General features: G+C 60.0%; 22 protein-coding genes. 14 read left to right on the plus strand and 8 right to left on the minus strand.

Features of this window, described 5'->3' with window-relative positions:
• Positions 1-192: 192 nt before the first annotated feature.
• The gene (locus tag AC1RMX_RS13970) at positions 193-714 is read left to right on the plus strand and encodes a DUF3087 domain-containing protein (RefSeq protein WP_493072318.1); all 522 of its coding nucleotides are present in this window, start codon (positions 193-195) and stop codon (positions 712-714) included.
• Here AC1RMX_RS13970 and AC1RMX_RS13975 read toward each other — a convergent pair.
• Complete coding sequence (locus AC1RMX_RS13975; protein WP_134826389.1) at positions 711-1097, minus strand: DUF2784 domain-containing protein; 387 nt, start codon at positions 1095-1097, stop codon at positions 711-713. The two genes, AC1RMX_RS13970 and AC1RMX_RS13975, sit on opposite strands and share 4 nt — an antisense overlap.
• A 154-nt stretch (positions 1098-1251) precedes the next feature.
• Between AC1RMX_RS13975 and AC1RMX_RS13980 the strand changes: the two genes are divergently transcribed.
• The 3 genes from AC1RMX_RS13980 (at position 1252) to AC1RMX_RS13990 (ending at position 2472) form a co-directional block, all read left to right on the plus strand.
• Positions 1252-1950, plus strand: coding sequence for an AzlC family ABC transporter permease (locus AC1RMX_RS13980; protein ID WP_102620909.1), 699 nt, complete (start codon positions 1252-1254; stop codon positions 1948-1950).
• A complete protein-coding gene (locus AC1RMX_RS13985; RefSeq protein WP_164872179.1) occupies positions 1950-2261 on the plus strand; it encodes an AzlD domain-containing protein in 312 nt (103 codons plus the stop codon). The genes AC1RMX_RS13980 and AC1RMX_RS13985 overlap by 1 nt, the downstream gene beginning before the upstream one ends.
• Positions 2262-2325: 64 nt before the next feature.
• On the plus strand, positions 2326-2472 hold the full coding sequence (locus tag AC1RMX_RS13990; RefSeq protein WP_169430743.1) for a hypothetical protein: 147 nt from the start codon (positions 2326-2328) through the stop codon (positions 2470-2472).
• A gap of 46 nt (positions 2473-2518) precedes the next feature.
• On the opposite strand, the gene AC1RMX_RS13995 is transcribed toward AC1RMX_RS13990, so the two are convergent.
• The 4 genes from AC1RMX_RS13995 to AC1RMX_RS14010 all read right to left on the minus strand — a co-directional run bounded on the left by AC1RMX_RS13995 (position 2519) and on the right by AC1RMX_RS14010 (position 5698).
• Positions 2519-2791: a hypothetical protein gene (locus AC1RMX_RS13995; protein WP_096820129.1), complete on the minus strand. Its 273-nt coding sequence runs from the start codon at positions 2789-2791 to the stop codon at positions 2519-2521.
• Between the two features lie 290 nt (positions 2792-3081).
• On the minus strand, positions 3082-3762 hold the full coding sequence (locus AC1RMX_RS14000; RefSeq protein ID WP_096820128.1) for an SOS response-associated peptidase family protein: 681 nt from the start codon (positions 3760-3762) through the stop codon (positions 3082-3084).
• A gap of 51 nt (positions 3763-3813) precedes the next feature.
• Positions 3814-4653, minus strand: a complete 840-nt coding sequence (locus AC1RMX_RS14005) for an ABC transporter permease (RefSeq protein WP_096820127.1) — start codon at positions 4651-4653, stop codon at positions 3814-3816.
• A gap of 61 nt (positions 4654-4714) precedes the next feature.
• The gene (locus AC1RMX_RS14010) at positions 4715-5698 is read right to left on the minus strand and encodes an aliphatic sulfonate ABC transporter substrate-binding protein (protein WP_493072322.1); all 984 of its coding nucleotides are present in this window, start codon (positions 5696-5698) and stop codon (positions 4715-4717) included.
• Between the two features lie 293 nt (positions 5699-5991).
• On the opposite strand from AC1RMX_RS14010, the gene AC1RMX_RS14015 reads away from it, so the two are divergent.
• The 3 genes from AC1RMX_RS14015 (at position 5992) to AC1RMX_RS14025 (ending at position 8337) form a co-directional block, all read left to right on the plus strand.
• Positions 5992-6939, plus strand: a complete 948-nt coding sequence (locus AC1RMX_RS14015) for an ABC transporter substrate-binding protein (RefSeq protein ID WP_493072324.1) — start codon at positions 5992-5994, stop codon at positions 6937-6939.
• Between the two features lie 133 nt (positions 6940-7072).
• Positions 7073-7972: a polysaccharide deacetylase family protein gene (locus AC1RMX_RS14020; RefSeq protein ID WP_102620914.1), complete on the plus strand. Its 900-nt coding sequence runs from the start codon at positions 7073-7075 to the stop codon at positions 7970-7972.
• A gap of 122 nt (positions 7973-8094) precedes the next feature.
• Positions 8095-8337 carry a DUF1652 domain-containing protein gene (locus AC1RMX_RS14025; RefSeq protein WP_493072326.1) on the plus strand — a complete coding sequence of 81 codons (243 nt, stop codon included), beginning with the start codon at positions 8095-8097 and terminating at the stop codon, positions 8335-8337.
• Between the two features lies 1 nt (position 8338).
• On the opposite strand, the gene AC1RMX_RS14030 is transcribed toward AC1RMX_RS14025, so the two are convergent.
• Positions 8339-8701, minus strand: coding sequence for an NUDIX hydrolase (locus AC1RMX_RS14030; RefSeq protein WP_096820122.1), 363 nt, complete (start codon positions 8699-8701; stop codon positions 8339-8341).
• 220 nt (positions 8702-8921) lie between these two features.
• Between AC1RMX_RS14030 and AC1RMX_RS14035 the strand changes: the two genes are divergently transcribed.
• A complete protein-coding gene (locus AC1RMX_RS14035; protein WP_096820121.1) occupies positions 8922-9110 on the plus strand; it encodes a DUF2188 domain-containing protein in 189 nt (62 codons plus the stop codon).
• 52 nt (positions 9111-9162) lie between these two features.
• On the opposite strand, the gene AC1RMX_RS14040 is transcribed toward AC1RMX_RS14035, so the two are convergent.
• A complete protein-coding gene (locus AC1RMX_RS14040; RefSeq protein ID WP_065259780.1) occupies positions 9163-9402 on the minus strand; it encodes a hypothetical protein in 240 nt (79 codons plus the stop codon).
• A gap of 228 nt (positions 9403-9630) precedes the next feature.
• On the opposite strand from AC1RMX_RS14040, the gene AC1RMX_RS14045 reads away from it, so the two are divergent.
• On the plus strand, positions 9631-9966 hold the full coding sequence (locus tag AC1RMX_RS14045; RefSeq protein ID WP_096820120.1) for a hypothetical protein: 336 nt from the start codon (positions 9631-9633) through the stop codon (positions 9964-9966).
• 79 nt (positions 9967-10045) lie between these two features.
• Here the strand turns inward: AC1RMX_RS14045 and AC1RMX_RS14050 are convergent, their stop codons facing one another.
• Positions 10046-10594, minus strand: coding sequence for an RrF2 family transcriptional regulator (locus tag AC1RMX_RS14050; protein ID WP_096820119.1), 549 nt, complete (start codon positions 10592-10594; stop codon positions 10046-10048).
• Positions 10595-10930: 336 nt separating this feature from the next.
• Here AC1RMX_RS14050 and AC1RMX_RS14055 point away from each other — a divergent pair, with 336 nt between their 5' ends.
• From AC1RMX_RS14055 to AC1RMX_RS14075, 5 genes are all read left to right on the plus strand, one after another.
• Positions 10931-12136, plus strand: a complete 1206-nt coding sequence (locus AC1RMX_RS14055; protein WP_096820118.1) for an NAD(P)/FAD-dependent oxidoreductase — start codon at positions 10931-10933, stop codon at positions 12134-12136.
• A gap of 290 nt (positions 12137-12426) precedes the next feature.
• Positions 12427-12939 (plus strand): formaldehyde-activating enzyme, encoded by a 513-nt coding sequence (gene fae / locus AC1RMX_RS14060; protein ID WP_075948975.1) that lies wholly within the window; start codon positions 12427-12429, stop codon positions 12937-12939.
• Between the two features lie 10 nt (positions 12940-12949).
• Positions 12950-13984: an aldo/keto reductase gene (locus tag AC1RMX_RS14065; RefSeq protein ID WP_096820117.1), complete on the plus strand. Its 1035-nt coding sequence runs from the start codon at positions 12950-12952 to the stop codon at positions 13982-13984.
• The gene (locus tag AC1RMX_RS14070) at positions 13981-15414 is read left to right on the plus strand and encodes an NAD-dependent succinate-semialdehyde dehydrogenase (RefSeq protein WP_096820116.1); all 1434 of its coding nucleotides are present in this window, start codon (positions 13981-13983) and stop codon (positions 15412-15414) included. Before AC1RMX_RS14065 ends, AC1RMX_RS14070 begins: the two co-directional genes overlap by 4 nt.
• An 88-nt stretch (positions 15415-15502) precedes the next feature.
• Positions 15503-16867 (plus strand): MFS transporter, encoded by a 1365-nt coding sequence (locus AC1RMX_RS14075; RefSeq protein WP_096820115.1) that lies wholly within the window; start codon positions 15503-15505, stop codon positions 16865-16867.
• The last annotated feature ends 7 nt before the right edge of the window (positions 16868-16874 follow it).

Consider the following 16874-nt stretch of genomic DNA (forward strand, 5'->3'; position numbering starts at 1 on the left):
TGTCATTGCCGGCCTGGCCAATGGCATCCGAATAGTGTGTATCCATGAATGAAGATGGCACGATCTGCGTGGTATCGCCATGTCCCCGTTGGACGCTGAAAAGATGAAAAGGAGCTCCAGCATAGCTAAATCCGCCTCAGAGGCGATAATGCGCCGGCCTCTTTTTATTTCAAGCCATGGAAGCCTGTCACGATGTTCGAGATTCAACCGATCGATGCCATCACTTATCGCCAGCAGACCCGGCGCAGCACGCTGATCATCGCGGTGCTGTTCCTGGTGCTGGCAATGGCGTTTTCGACCGTGGCGGTGGCGCTGTTCGGCGAGCCGGGCGGGGATAACCTGCGGTTCAATGTCGGCGGGGTGTTCGGCGCATTTCTGTTGACGGCAGCGTTGTTGCGCGGGCGTTTCTGGAATCAGACCTGGATGGCCCCGGCGGTGTACGGCTGGCGGCTCAAGCGCAGTTTGATGAGCGTCACCAATGTCATGCATCAGGTGACGGCGGCGGTCGAGAAGGGTGATCCGACGGCGATGAAAGTGCTGCGTTTCTATCACCTTGGCCTGACCCAGATGCACGAACTGGACGGCAACTCCAGCGATCATGCGCAATTGCATCGGGAAGTCGAGGCACACAAGGCTCGGATGGAGGCGCTCGGTCTGGACACCGATCAGACGCGCCTCGATCCGGCCTGGCTGGAAACCTTGAAGTCGCGTTAGAACGGAATGCGGGCGGCGCGACGCAGTTTCCACTGACGGATCAGACGCCCGTATACCAGCAGGTTGATCACCAGCACCACGCTGCCCAGCGCCAACTGAATCTGCGGGGTCAGCCCCGCCGGGTAGATGATCGGCCAGACGTAATGCTCGATGAAACCACCGGCATACTCGGTCTGCCCGGCGGCGTGGCGCATCAGGTTTTCCCAGTAGGTCAGCGGGCAGGTCAGGTGCAACACCTCGACCATCACGCCCCAGGTTGCGGCCGGCAGATGCAGCCACGCCACTCGGTGCCACTTGAGCACCAATAGCCCGCCAAACAGCACGAACAGAATGAACGATAGGTGGAACAGCACCAGCCCGTCGGCGGCAATTCGATACAGCATGTCGTCTCCCTGACGAAGATGTGAGTGGCTGCAATGGTACGCCGGTCGGCGGCTCGCGGCTGAGAGATTTCTGGCAACTGCGCAAGATTGTTCAAGCCATGAAAAGGCGTTTACTGGCAGAGTCCGGGGTCTTGTCTCACGGTTGAAGAGCGTTATGTCTGACTCATTAATGCCGCGCAGTGCCTTTCTTCGCGGAGCCGCGGCGATCATGCCGTTATCCCTGGCGACCGCGCCGTGGGGGCTGCTGGCCGGCTCCATGGCGATCGAAGCCAACCTCACGCCGCTGCAAGGGCAGGGCTTGTCGAGCATCGTGTTTGCCGGTGCTGCGCAACTGGTAGCGATCGGCATGCTCAAGGGCGGTGCCGGGATTTTCTCGATATTGCTGACCACGCTGCTGCTGACGTCGCAGCATTTGCTTTACGGCATGAGCATGCGCCATGTGATTTCGCCGTTGCCGGGTCGCTGGCGCATTGGCCTGGGCTTTTTGCTCACCGATGAACTGTTTGCCCTGACCAGTCAGCACGACCGTCAGCAGTTCAATCGCTGGTATGCCCTCGGCGTCGGCCTGACGTTCTATATGGCATGGAACCTCTTCACCCTGGCCGGCATCGTGCTCGGCAGCAGCATTCCGGGGCTTGAGCATCTGGGGCTGGACTTCTCGATTGCCGCGACCTTCATCGCCCTGATCACCCCGGTGGTGCGCAACGTGCCGACCGTGGTTTGCGTGGCGGTGTCGCTGTTCTGCTCGGTGCTGTTCAGTTATTGGCAGTGGGGTTCGGCGCTGGTGCTGTCGGGACTGGCGGGAATGACCGCAGGGTTTATCTGCAACAAGCTGTATCGGGAGCGCACATGATCGTCTGGGCAGTGATTTTCGGCATGGGGATTCTGGTGTTCCTCAACCGCTACGTATTTCTCGAACCGCGCTTGCCGGTTCGTTTGAGCAGTAACGCACGGCAATTTCTGGGTTTCGCCGTACCGGGGATGTTGACCGCGATTTGCGGGCCGATCGTGTTCATGCCGGATAAACAGCTGAATCTGCAGTGGGATAATCCCTATTTGCTGAGTTCTTTAGTCGCCATCGGACTAGTGATCTACACGCGTAATACGTTGCTTAGCATGCTATTGAGTATGGCGTTCTTCTTTCTGTTGCGCTGGTGGTTGTAAGTTGCCTGTCTGAATCTGTTCTACGCTGTAAGGATGACTGACGACTTATGGCAGCGAGGTGAACATGGCAACCGAGCAGAAACGTCCCGAAGAAGATGAAGAACCGAGCGAAGAAGAGATCGAGCGGGAGAAACACAAGGAGCAGACCTGGAAACATGACGACAGCCGCGAGTTGTCCGATCGCGACCAGGAACGCCCGCTCAAACCTTGAGCGCTACTACGAAAAAGCCCCGCGATTGCGGGGCTTTTTCGTTTCATCAAAGATCGTCCAGCTGTGTGAAATCGGGGTGTGAAGCCCGATAGCCCAAGGTCTTGTCGATCCAGGCATTCAGCTCGTTGACCATCACCGGCGGGTGGCAGGGATAGTGTTGGAGAGTGGTGCGCAGGATGCGGTCGATCTCGGGTACGTCACGCAGGTTTCGAGTCTTTATGTAGTGGGCGATAAAACAGTCGAGTTGAAAGCGTTCTGTCATGGACAGATAAATACACTCCAGGCCGTTGGCCTGTTTGATTGCAAAATCGTCGCGCAACTTAGTTCTCTGCAAGGCTTGTAAGTTTGTAGGGTATTCCCGGTTTGTTGACTCTTTGGTCAACTGGTATGCCAATAGGAAATGCGGCGCGCATGCTATCTGTAGTGTTACTAAATGTATGTATGACGATTGAAATGTCAGACAGGCGGTTGGTTTTAATCAAACGATTGATTCAATGATTGTTTCGAGATTGAAACACTGACTGTAACGAACGGTTTTCACTTGCACTGTGGCATCAATCTGATTCGCACCTTCCGACTATTTGATAGACGTGTCACCCCGGACAATATTTAGACCGCCACTTCAATCAATTCCGCGCCCTGATTGCGTGAGTTGCCGACAGCTTTGCCGACTTTGTGCCATTCGAAGGCCTCGCTGCCCAACCCTTCGAACAGCAACATTTGCTCGGCGCGCTCCACGGGCGTGGCGGGATCGAGCCATTCCCGCGCCCCCTCGGCGGACAACACGATGGGCCGGCGATCATGCAGATCGAGCAGGCCGCCTTCGCTGTCGGCGGTGATGATCACGAAACCGTCGTCTTCCCTCGATTGCGCATCGGGTGCCGGAAACTGGCCGATGGCGGCGCAGAAAACCGGTTGATGATCGACCCGATGGATCAGCCAGGGTTGGCGGCTCTTGTCCGGCCCGTCGACCCACTCGAACCAGTTGTCGACCGGCACGATCAGGCGGTGACGCCAGATCGCCCGAAAGAACGGGCCGTGGACGACTTTTTCGACCCGTGCATTGATCGGCGCAGCGCGATCCCTGGCCCAGTGCGGGCGCCAGCCCCAGCGCAGGTTATCAGCGTACAAGCGTTGTTCGTGTTGATGAAGAATGGCCAGCGCAGTGGTGGGCGCCGCGTTGTAGTGTGCCAGCGGTGCATCGCCGACGTGATTGATCAGCGCATCGGGAATGCTCAGCACCGCAACGAAATCGTGGATGCCGCGGTACTGCGAAAGTCTTCCGCACATCGGCCGAACCTCCGGCGAACACTGCCTGAAGGTTCAGCTTAGTTGTGCGGATCAGTCCTTGCTGCCCTGACCGGTGAAGGTGTCGCGCCAGGCCAGCCAACGGCGCTCGAGCGCGGCGAGCAGGCCATCGCTGAGTTTGCCCAGCAGCGCCAAAACGATGATCGCCGCCAGCACGATGTCCGGGCGCGAGGTTTCACGCCCGTCGCTTAACAGGTAACCGAGGCCCTTGGTCGCTGCGATCAGTTCGGCCGCCACCAGAAACATCCACGCCAGGCTCATGCCACTGCGCAGTCCGGTGAACAGGCCGGGCAGGGCGGCGGGCAGCAGAATCCGATGCACCAGTTGCAGGCGACTGAAGCCATAGATGTGTCCGACTTCCACCAGTTTGCGGTCGATATTGCGGATCGCCGCGACCACATTGACATACACCGGGAAGAACGCGCCGATGGCGATCAGGACGATTTTCGAGGTCTCGTCGATGCCCAGCCACAACAGCAACAGCGGCACCCAGGCCAGACTGGGAATTGAACGCAGGGCGGCGAAGGTCGGCTCAAGGTACGCCTCGGCCTCACGGCTCAGACCAACCCACGCGGCAAACACCAGCGCCAGACTTGCGCCGATGGCAAACCCGATCAGCACGCGAATCAGGCTGGCACCGATGTGTTTCCACAAGGCGCCTTCGGCCAGATCAGTCAGGGTCAGCGCGACTTCGCTCGGCGCAGGCATCTGATAGGACGGCAGCCAGCCGACGCGCACGATGATTTCCAGGGCGATCACGATCAACAGCGGCAGGGCCAGCCCTTTGAGGCGCCGCCGCCAAAGCGGATTCAACGGCAGGGTTTGTCGGCGCGGCAGCGGCGCGGCCAGGCGGGCGGGCAGGTCATTGCTCATGGGCGGTTCTCCGCTCACGACAAATCCGCGACGGGCGCGGACTTGTTGTGAGCCCGATTGGTTACTGGGCGGCGACTTGCTGGAAACCGGTGTCGATCAGTTGATCGATCACCTGATCGACATTCACCCCACGACGCACCAGTTCTTCGGAGACTAGAATCGGCGCCGCGGCTTTCGAGGCGAGCACGTCCTTGGCTGTGAGTTGCGGGCTGCTCAGGTCGGTGCGCGACAGTTGCAGCTTGGCCACATCCAGCGGCAGGCCGGATTCGCTGGCGAGCAGTTGGGCCAGTTCGTCCGGGTTTTTCACCGACCACTCGCGAGCCTGTTCGTAGGCCTTGATCACCGTTTCGATGGTTTGCGGGTGTTCCTTGGCGTATTGCTCGGTGACGCTGACCACGCCGTAGCTGTTGAAGTCGCGATTGCGGTACAGCAGGCGTGAACCGGCCTGTACCTGACTGGCGGCCATGTGCGGATCGAGGCCGGCCCAGGCGTCGACGTCGCCTTTCTCCAAAGCGGTTCGGCCGTCCGGGTGTTGCAGGTGCACCAGTTCGACGTCGTCCTTTTTCAGACCGGCCTGTTGCAGGCTGCGCAGGGTGAACAAGTACGGGTCGGTGCCTTTGGTGGCGGCGATTTTCTTGCCCTTGAGGTCGGCGACGGTCTGGTACGGCGAATCCTTGCGCACCACCAGCGCGGTCCACTCCGCGCGGCTGTAAACGTACACCGATTTGATCGGGCTGCCATTGGCACGGCTCAGCACCGCCGCGAGGCTGGCCGACGAGGCGAAGTCCACGCCACCGCTGTTGAGGTATTCCAGCGAGCGGTTGCTGCCCTGGCTCAGCACCCAACTGACTTTGCTCTGGGGCAGGGCTTTTTCCAGATAACCCAAATGTTTCAGCGCCAGGCTGACAGGGGAGTAATAGGCATAGTCCAGATGCACTTCAGCGGGTGGCGTTTCGGCGGCGTGGACGAGAGGTTGCAGACTCAGGGCTACTGCGCAGGCCGCGAGCAGCGTTTTGACGCGGGAAAACGGTAAACGGGATTTCATGGGCACGCTCCGGCAAGGCAACAGATTCTTATGTCCAAAAAGATATTTTTATCGAATGCTTCCTGCATGAATGGAATATTGCAGGCTCTGTGCCATATGCCCTGAACCCCGTGTTTATGGGGTTTTGAGAGGGGTTGTGCGTTTTGAACTGTTGCAGGGAAAACACTGTGCCGCGCCACTGTTGCCAGACGAACAGCGCTCATCGACAGTGCTGAGCTTATGCGCTAATCGAATTTCAAATCCGATTTGTAAGAGCGTTATGGTCTATAAAAATTCCCTCTGCAGGACTCGCCATGAAGCTCTCCCGTTTCCTACGTGCCGCGTTGACCAGCGCCGTGATCGCATCGCCTCTGACCTACGCGGCCGAACCTGTGGTCCTGCACGTCGGTGACCAGAATTACTACAACATCCGCGCCTCGGTAGAAGCGTCCGGCGTCTTGAAGGACGCGCCTTACACCGTCGACTGGAAACACTTCCAGGCCGCCGCGCCGTTGGCCGAAGCGTTGCAGACCGGCTCGCTGGACCTGGGCTTTCTCGGCGACTCGGGTTTTCTGTTCCTCGCCGCCAAACAGGCGCCGGTAAAACTGATCGGCGTGTCACGGCAGAACCCGGACACTATCGCGCTGCTGGTGCCCAAGGATTCGCCGGTGAAATCCATCGAGGATCTGAAAGGCAAGAAAGTCGCCTACTGGCCAGGCGCCTGGAGCCAGCAGTTGACCCTGCGAGCGCTGGAGCAGGGCGGCCTGCCGGAGAACTACGTCGACTTCGTCAAGCTGATGCCGATCGATGCCGCCGCCGCGTTGCCTCAGGGCAGCATCGATGCCTTTCCGGTGTGGGAACCGTACATTTCCCAGCAGATCGTGTTTTCCGGTGCGCGACCGATTCTGACCGCGAAAAACCTGATGCCAGGCTTGAGCGCCATCGCCGCTTCCGCGCCGTCCATCGACAACAAGCGCGAGGCGATCGCCGATTTTCTCGGACGCCTGAAACTGGCCCGGTCCTGGGTCGACAGCCACACCGACGAATATGCGGATCTATGGGCGAAGAAGGCCAATCTCGATCAAGAGGTGTCGCGGCACTGGTTGCGCCAGGCGCACATGACCGTCGGTCCGGTGGATCAGCAAGCCGCTGCGGACCTGCAAGGCACCGCGGATTTCCTGTTCAAGGTCAAGGCGCTGCCGGCTCCCCTGGCCACGGCAGGCATCATCGATACCTCGTTCCAGCAGGCACTGGCGCGCTGAGCGAGCGCCGGAACCAAACCCTGTTATCTTTATCCAACCTCGGCCCATTTCGGTGGGCCGCAGGGAGGCAGTAGCGGCGAGGGAGTTTTGCCAATCGACAACGTGACCGCGACGGTCGGGCTCAAGGCAAAACATGAAACACTGGTTCAAGCTTTTCTGCGCTGTGACCCTCATCACCGGGCTGGCCGGTTGCATTGCTGCTCCCATCGAAATGACCGCGCAAACCCGATCACGGCTGGACGCGCAGGCACCGGTCAGGTTTCTGCTGACCTTTGATGACGGCCCCAGTGCTTCGAGTTTCTACAACCCCACCGAAACCGTGCTCGACAGCCTGAAAGACAACCCGTTGCAGCCCAACATCAAAGCCGTGTTTTTCGTCCAGACCCGAGCGCCGAGGGCCGGCAACAGCGAGATCGGCCGGCGGATCATGCATCGCGAACACGATGAAGGGCACATTCTGGGTTTTCACACCGCCACCCACTGGCACACCAACCACCGATCGCTCGATCCGCAGGAACTCGAAACGTCACTGACCAACGGCACGGCGGACATCGCCGCGATCACCGGCGCGCCACCGGTGCTGTTGCGCCCGCCATTCTGGAATTACGACAAACGTACGTTTGCGGCCTATCAGTTACACGGCCTGCATGTATTGCTTACGGATCTGAGCGCCAACGACGGCAAGATCTGGGGCTTCAATGGCAGCCCCAGACGCCGCGCCAACATGCTGCGTCAGCTGTCGGAAGTGCGTGAGCGGATTGCCCTCGGCGAGCTGCCGACGGTGGACGGGGTGATCCCGGTGGTGGTGACGTTCCATGACCTCAACCGCTACACAGCGCGACATGCCCGCGAGTATCTGCAGATTCTGCTCGACAGCGCAGCGGCCACCGGCGTGCGCCTGGCCGATAAACCGTTCTACGACGACCACGCGCAACTGGAGAAAGCAGCGCTGGCGCGAACGGTTCAGAAAAGCTCGGATCCGGTGCGTCTGCCAGGGATCTGGAACTGGATCTGGGGCCGCGACGCCAACTGATCGGCATCGCGCAAAGATGTGAAGCGGTTGGCATTTTCTGCGGGCGGGCGCTCGCGCAAGGTCGAAGAAGCTCATCTATGCTCAATCGATCGACCGATCCATCGCCTGCGAGGCGTCCGCCCATGCTTGCCATTGCCGACATTTGCCGCATCGTCGAATCCGGCTTTTCGCCCCTTTACTGTGACTGCACGGAAACGGGGCAGGGCTTGTTGCAGATCAAGGTTTACGAACCGAACAGCGGGCGTGTCGATTTGCTGCTCAACGGCGTGTCGCCGGAGCATCTGGTCACCATTCGTGACATCTCCAACTTCATCGGTGAGTTGCGCACTGAAATGAGTGCCGGGCGCAGGGCGTTCGCCGGTTGACTCAGAGCCGGCGCTGAAAGGCACGGACGATTTGCAGGGTCGCCTCACTGATGCTCAGATTCTGCACCGCGTCCAGCGGGTGCCAGATGCAATCGATGATCTCGTTCTGTGGCCGAACTTCATCAATATTCAGCACCGACGCCTCGTAGACGTGGTGGCGCGTGCTGCCAGCCTCCAGCTCCATCAGATACAGCATGCCATCGGCGAGCAGGCCGGTTTCTTCCTCAAGTTCTCGCGTCGCGGCGTCGGCCCTGGTCTCCCCGGGCTCGACCTTGCCCCCCGGCAAATTCCAGCGGCATCGGGGTTTGCGCACCAGGAGAATGTGTCGATCCTGCTCGCAGATGATGGTTGCACGTACTTTCATTTGTTACCCGATTGCCGGTTGTCATAAATCGGTCATTAAAATGCAATATTCAAGCCGTGCCGTGGTTTAGACGCGCTCGTAATGTCTGAGTGGTCGAAAGGCGCAAAAGTGCCAGACACTTGACGCTGACGTGGGGCGACGTCTGGTCGGCACACGGCGTTGTACCCGGTGTAAGGTAAAAACGTGCAGTTGGACTATCGATAGTCGACAGGAGGTGCCTATGAGCATGGCGATACTGAACAGAATGCACATGAACGGCTACGACGTACTCAGTGTGAATAACGGCCCGTGGCGGGTCTGCACGCAGGGTGATCGACTGGCGTCTTTCGCCAGCCGGGAGGAGGCACTGGCGTATGCCGCTGCACTTCCGGGTTACAAGAGCCGCACGCACGGCCGCAAGACAGGCTGAAGGCCTGCAATGAAAAAGCCCCGGATTGTCCGGGGCTTTTCGTTGTGGGGTGTCAGTGGACTTTCGTTCGGCTGATGGCGCGGGCCTTCACTTCCCTGGCATAGAGTTGCAAACGTTCTTCATCGCTTTGCAGCACCTCGCAGGACCTGAGCACGGTTTGCGCATCCGCTTCGTTGCCGGATTTGCGCAACTGCTCCGCAATGCGCTTGAGGTCGACGGCCGACCATCTCAGGTCCGACGCCACGCTTTGCAGGTCACGTTGAAGTTCGTGTTCGTATTCATTGAGCCGCATGATCACCTCCGGAACATTCTCGGTAGAAAATAGTAGCCGCATTTTCCGGGAGCAGGGCAAGTGGTTCTGGTCAGTGAGCTGAACGGGCGTGAACAAGTCGCCGTTGGTCGGAGCAATTGACTGCTGCGGCGCCGCAGAACCCGGTTTTCGGGGTCAAAGCATTGCGCCACGATGGATGTTCGAACAGTTAAAAGGTAAATTCGCCTTTTTTAAAATGAAGGATTCAATATGCGGATGTTGATCGGGGGCCTGCTGATGGCAGCGTTGGCCGGTTGTTCATTGCCGGCCTCTCTGGTACCGGGCGAACCGAACTTCAGCAAGGTCAGTGGCAAGGCTCCCAAGGACTACGCCGCGTGTGTGTTGCCGCTGTGGCAGCAGGACATTCCCAAGACTTCGCAGGTCGCGATTTCCAACGGTTACCGGATCAAGGCGCCGAGTATCGTCACCGCCGACGAGATTCTCGATATCGTCAAGTACAAGGACGGCAGCCGCGTTTCGCTGTACCAGGGGCCGCCGTGGGCCAAGTCTGGCTCGTTGCGCAAATCGGTGCGTGATTGCCTCTGAGGGCAGAATGGCCGAAATGAAAAAAGCAGAAACCGTGTGACCGGTTTCTGCTTTTTTTTCGCCTGCCTGCCGGAATGGCTCAGTCGGTGATGTCGGTGAGCGGGATGCCCGAGCCGCCGGTCTTCTTGTCACGACGATCCTGCATCCAGTTTTCCACCTGGCTGTTGAACTCTGCCGGTGCCTTGCGCCCGACCTTTCTGGCGATGTCGAGAATGGTCTGCTGGGCGAGGGCCTCTTCCATGCGCTTTTGCGCAACCATCATCGCCCCATGAATCGAGCACGTTCCGTCCAAGGCCCATTCCGGGGGCGAGCCGTCGAACAGCGCGCAGCGCCCACGGATGTCGCGGCATTCGAAAATGTTCTTCGGGCCGTCGATGGCGTTGACGATATCGAGCAGGGTGATTTCATCCGCCGGGCGTGCCAGCGTAAAGCCGCCGCGTACGCCGCCGGTCGCCACCACCAGTTTGCCCTTGGCCAGTTTGGTGAAGATCTTCGCCAGGTAATCCAGCGGCACCCCTTGCAAGTCCGCCAGGTCGCGCACGCTCGCTTCGCGACTGTCACCGCCGCTGCCCACCAGAAACGCCAGGCAATGGATGCCGTACTCGACGCCCGCACTGTAAAGCGACATAGCTATCTCCGACTGTAATTGTCGCAGATGTTAGCAGGGTAATTCGTGGCGGACAAATCTGATGAGCGCGTGAATCTTTGCCTTAAAGCCCTTTTATTCTCTGTGTCTGGCGATTTTTATGGTTTGTGTGTCGTCAGTAGGGGCTTTGTTAGCTATCGACAATTTCGATTCGAATGATCGGATAATCTGACTTGTTGGATATAACGGCGACCAATACAGTCGCCGTTATCCGGTGAGCAACGTTCAGCGCTTGCAGAAGCCACAAGCGTGCCGACTCCCGATAAACGTGAATTCTTGACCTCTTTCTACGACTTGGCTTCGGGCCTGGAGACAACAATGAAACAGCACATTCTGGTAATCGGCGCAGGTTTCGGTGGCATGTGGACGGCATTGAGCGCCACGCGTCTGGTGGACATTCACAATCGAGACAACATCGATGTAACCGTACTGGCGCCGCAGGCGGAACTGCGTGTGCGTCCGCGTTTCTACGAGCCGAATGCCCACACACTGGCCGCGCCGCTGGGCGATCTGTTCGACGCGGTGGGTGTCAACTTCATCAAGGGCGCCGCGAACGCCATCGACGTGAACGCCAAGACCGTGGGCTACACCGATGCCAACGGCACCCCTCAGGTTTTTCACTACGACAAACTGGTGCTGGCTTCCGGCAGTGGCCTGGCTCTACCGGACACCCCGGGCGTAGCAGAACACGCCTTTGACGTTGACCAGATCGAGGCGGCGATTCGCCTGGAAAACCACCTCAAGTCGCTGGCCGATCAGCCTGCCAGCCCGGCGCGCAACACCGTAGTGGTCGCCGGCGGCGGTTTCACCGGGATCGAAACCGCCACAGAAATGCCGGCGCGTCTGCGGGAAGTGCTGGGCGAGCAGGCAGACGTTCAAGTGATCATCGTCGACCGTGGGCAGAAAGTCGGCGCGGCCATGGGCGAGGCCATCAGCGTGTCGATTGCCGAAGCGAGCACAGAGCTAGGCGTCGAATGGCGACTGGGTGTGTCGGTGCTGTCGGTTGATGAAAACGGCGTGACCCTGTCGGACGGCCAGCGCATCGAGGCAAAAACCGTGGTCTGGACCACCGGCGTGCGTGCCAGTTCCCTGACCGAGCAGATTCCAGCCGAGCGTGACCGTCAGGGTCGCCTGCATGTTGATGCACACCTGAAAGTCATCGGTCAGGACGACATCTTCGCCACCGGCGACGTGGCTTATGCGGCCACCGACGATATCGGCAACTTCGCCTTGATGACCTGCCAGCATGCGATTTCCCTCGGCCGACATGCCGGCAACAACGTCGCGGCGCAGATTCTGGGTGTCGAGCCAACGCCTTACAGCCAGCCGAAATACGTGACCTGCCTCGACCTCGGCGCCTGGGGCGCGGTGTACACCGAGGGCTGGGATCGTCAGGTGAAACTGGTCAAGGAGGAGGGCAAGTCGCTCAAGACCCAGATCAACACCCAGTGGATTTACCCGCCGGCCGCTGACCGTGCCATCGCGCTGGCGGCTGCGGATCCGATGATTCCTGTCGTCGCGTAATCCGCGCAGTCCGAAAAGTCCCGCTCCCGAGCGGGATTTTTTTGCCACCACTAAAGGCTATGACTAAAAGTCATTGCCCCATGATTTTTTATGGTTACGGGTGCCCCGATACCCGGTGTTAAAAAATCGCAAACACAGCTCATCAATAACAACCAGAGAGCGTTTGCAGCCATGTCCCGATTCTTCCTTCGCGTCTCCCCGTGTCCGTTATTGATCCCGTTGGCCATTCGGTCCGCGTGAGCTGTCGATCACCCCAAAAAATCCCTCTGCATCGCAAAGAGTAATGACTGATGAAAGAACTCGACCTGTACATCGGTGAAGGTTTCGAAGGCCCGGGCGTGAACGCCGCGCACATCAACATCCTGATCGGCCCGCGCAACGGTCCGGCGGGGCAGGCGTTTGCCAACAGCCTGGCGTCGCCGAGCCAGGGTCATTGCCCGTTCATGGTGATCGCCCAGCCGAACATTCCGGTCAAGCCGATGACCCTGTACGTCAACAAGGCTGCCATCGGCAGCGACCTGCACGGCAACGCAACCTGGGGCGCTTCCCAGGCCGGCATCGCCAAGGCTGTGCTCGAAGCGTTGCTCGACGGCACGCTGCCGCCGGAAGCCGAAGACGAATGGGCGATCGTCACCGCCAACTGGGTCAACCCGGCCTGCGATGACCTCGATGCGGTCTACCTGAACAACTACAACGCCTGCCGCACCGCGATCCGCGCCGCCCTGACCGGCAAGCCGGAAACCGCGCAGCTCAAGGATGTGGTCAATCACATCAGCAACCCTTTCTACACGCCAAAAGCCTGAGGTCCGCGCCATGCAATACATCCGTTTGGGCAACTCCGGCCTGCAAGTCTCCCGCCTGTGCCTGGGCACCATGAACATGGGCACCCCGGACTGGAAACCGTGGATCTTCAATGAAAAACAAAGCGAGCCGATCGTCGCCCACGCCCTGAACAACGGCGTGAATTTCATCGACCTGGCGGACTTCTATTCCGCCGGTGTCGGCGAGGAAGTGGTGGGGCGCATCGTCAAGCGTCTGGCCCGTCGCGAAGACCTGGTGATCACCACCAAGGTCGGCTACGGCACCCGCAACGCGATCAATGCCAGTGGCCATTCGCGCAAGCACATCATGGACAGCATCGATGCCTCGCTGAAGCGTCTGGACATGGATTACGTCGACGTGTTCATGCTGCATTACTTCGATGTGAACACCCCGGTCGAAGAAACCATGGGCGCACTGAACGACATCGTGCGTTCCGGCAAGGCGCGTTACATCGGCGTCTCGACCATGCTCACCGGTCAACTCGCGAAGATTCTCATGGCCTGCGAGCGCAACGGTTGGGTCAAGCCGATCAACATGCAGCTGCAACTGAACTGCGCCTACCGCGAAGAAGAGCGCGAGATGATTCCGTTCTGCCGCGATCAGGGCATCGGTGTGTCGGTGTTCAGTCCGCTGGCCCGTGGCCTGTTGACCGGTGATGTGCAATCGACCCGCAACCAGACCGACTTCTTCACCCAGCAGATGTACAGCGACGAAGCCTCGTTCGAGATCGCTCATTCGGTGCAGCGCGTGGCCCGTGCCCGTGGCGTGTCGAACGCGCAGATCGCCCAGGCCTGGGTGGCCAATCATCCGGGCGTGGACTGCATGCTGGTCGGCGCCGACACCACCGCACAGTTCGACAGCGCACTGGCGGCATTGGAAACCAAGCTCGACACCGAAGAGCTGCACGAACTGGAGCGCAACTACACCCCGTGCGACGTGATCAATGACTACACCGCCGGCAAACGCATCCTGCGCACGGCGCGTCCGGGGCATGAACGCTTCACGTTGCAGGGAGCGGTGGCATGAGCGGGTTGATTCGTCACGGCAACTTCATCGACGGCCAGTGGGGTTCGGGCGGCGCCACTTATCCGGTACGCAACCCGGCCAATGGCGAGTTGATCACCGACGTGCAGAAGGCCGGTGCCGAGGAAACCAACCTCGCCATCGAAGCGGCCAATCGTGCCTTGCCGGCCTGGCGCAAACTCACTGCCAAGGAACGCAGCCAGCGCCTGAAACGCTGGAGCGATCTGATGCTCGCCAACCAGCAGGAACTGGCGACCTTGCTCAGCCGCGAGCAGGGCAAACCGCTGGCCGAAGCCAAGGGCGAAGTGGTCTATGCCGCGAGTTTTCTCGAATGGTTCGGTGAAGAGGCCAAGCGTGCCTACGGTGATGTGATCCCGAGCCACAAGGCCGATGCGCGGATCATCGTGACCAAGGAAGCCATTGGCGTGGTCGCGGCAATCACCCCGTGGAACTTCCCGCTGGCGATGGTTACCCGCAAGGTCGGCCCCGCGCTGGCGGCGGGTTGCACGATGATTCTCAAGCCTTCGGAAGAAACGCCGTTGTCGGCATTTGCCCTGGCGGTACTGGCCGAGCAGGCCGGGATTCCGGCGGGCGTGTTCAACATCGTCTCCGGCGACGCGGTGGCCATCGGCGGGGCGCTGCAAGCATCCAGTGTGGTGCGCAAGCTGTCGTTCACCGGCTCGACCCGCACCGGCAAACTGCTGATGCGCCAGGCCGCCGACACGCTGAAAAAGGTCTCGCTGGAACTGGGCGGCAATGCGCCGTTCATTGTCTTCGACGATGCCGACATCGATGCGGCCGTCAAAGGCGCGATGGCCTCGAAATTCCGCAACACCGGGCAGACCTGCGTGTGCGTCAACCGCTTCTTCATTCAGGACGGTGTCTACGAGGCCTTCACCGGCAAACTCGCCGAAGCCGTGGCGGCGATGCGCGTGGGCAGTGCGCTGGACGGTGACACCGAGCAAGGCCCGCTGATCAACGCCGCTGCGCTGGCCAAGGTCGAAGCCCACGTCAGTGATGCGTTGGAGAAGGGCGCCACGCTGTTGTGCGGCGGTCGTCGTCATGCCCTCGGCGGCACATTCTACGAGCCGACCATCCTCACCGAAGCCAGCGGCGACATGCTCATCGCTCAGGACGAGACCTTCGGCCCGGTGGCCGCATGTTTCCGCTTCAAGGACGAAGCCGAAGTGCTGGCGCGGGCCAACGACACGCCATTCGGTCTGTCGGCGTACTTCTACAGTCGCGACATCGGTCGTGTCTGGCGCATGGCCGAAGGGCTGGAAGCCGGGATGGTCGGCATCAACGAAGGAATCATCTCCACGGAGGTGGCGCCGTTCGGTGGTATCAAGGAATCGGGCCTTGGGCGTGAAGGTTCGAAGTACGGTCTGGATGACTATCTGGAGATCAAATACCTGTTGATGGGCGGTCTCTAGACCTCCCCGAAACCTGTGGGAGTTCGCTCCCGCAGGTTTCTCCCAGAGCTTTCCGTTTCTCCGTCAATAACAACAATTGGAGACGAACATGTCCGCTCAACCCGTAAAGATCGATGACCTGCCCATCGGGCGCTTCCACCTCAAGATCGCCGGCCTGACCTTCGGCGCGCACTTCACCGACGGCTACATCCTTGGCCTGATTGGCATCGCGTTCACCTTGCTCAGCCCGCAGATGCACCTTGATGCGTTCTGGCAGGGCCTGATCGGTGCGTCGGCGCTGATCGGGCTGTTTCTCGGCAGTCTGTTTTTCGGCTGGATCTCGGACAAGGTCGGCCGGCAGAAAATCTTCCTGGTCAGCTTCGTGCTGATCACCATTGCCTCGGTGATGCAGTTCTACGTTGAAACCGCCATGAGCCTGTTCCTGTGTCGGGTGCTGATCGGCATTGGCCTGGGCGGAGACTTCAGCGTCGGCCACGCGATGCTCGCCGAGTTCGCGCCGAAGAAGCATCGCGGTGTGCTGCTGGGTTCGTTCAGCGTGATCTGGACCTTCGGCTACGTCGCGGCGACCTTCGTTGGCACCGCCATGCTCAGCCTCGGTGATGACGCCTGGCGCTGGATGCTGGCGTCGTCGGCGATCCCCGCCGCGTTGATTCTGATCGCGCGGATCGGCACGCCGGAGTCGCCGCGCTGGCTGGTCAATCAGGGGCGCATCGCCGAGGCGCGGGCGATCGTCAAAAAACACCTGGGCGACAACGTCGAGCTGGACGAGAGCCAATCCACGGAAACCCGCTCGGGCTACGCGGTGCTGTTCAGCCGTGAATACCGCAAGCGCACGGCGTTCAACTGCCTGTTCTTCGTCTGCATCGTCATGCCGTACTTCGCCATCTACACCTTCCTGCCGTCGATCCTGCAGAAGATGGGCCTGGCCGAAGGCTTCGGCACCGAGCTGATGCTCAACATGCTGCTGATCCTTGGTGCCTTGATTGGTATCTGGTGCACGATCAAATTCACTCGACGCGGGTTCCTGATCAACTCGTTCATCATTCTGGCGGTGGCGTTGTTTCTGCTGGCGGTGTTGCCGGGCAGTGCAGCGTGGCTGATGGTGCTGGTGTTCGGTTTGTTCACGTTGGTGTTGTCGGCGGTCAGCAACCTGGTGGGCGTGTTCCCGGCGGAGAGCTTCCCGACGGAAGTGCGCGCCAGCGGAATTGGTCTGGCGACGGCGGTGAGTCGTTTGGGTTCGGCGATCAGTACGTTCCTGCTGCCGGTGAGTGTGGCGGGGATCGGTTTGAGCCCGACCATGGGGATTCTTGCGGCGATTCTGGGGATTGGCGCGTTGCTGTCTTGGGCGTGGGCGCCGGAGACCAAGTCGTTGACGTTGAGTCAGGCGTGCAAGGCGCAGAGTCCGGTGGAAGTCGCGGTAGGGACGGTCGGGAAAGTCGCTACCCCCGTCTGATGAGTGC

The organism is Pseudomonas sp. GW822-FHT03F04, assembly GCF_058801405.1.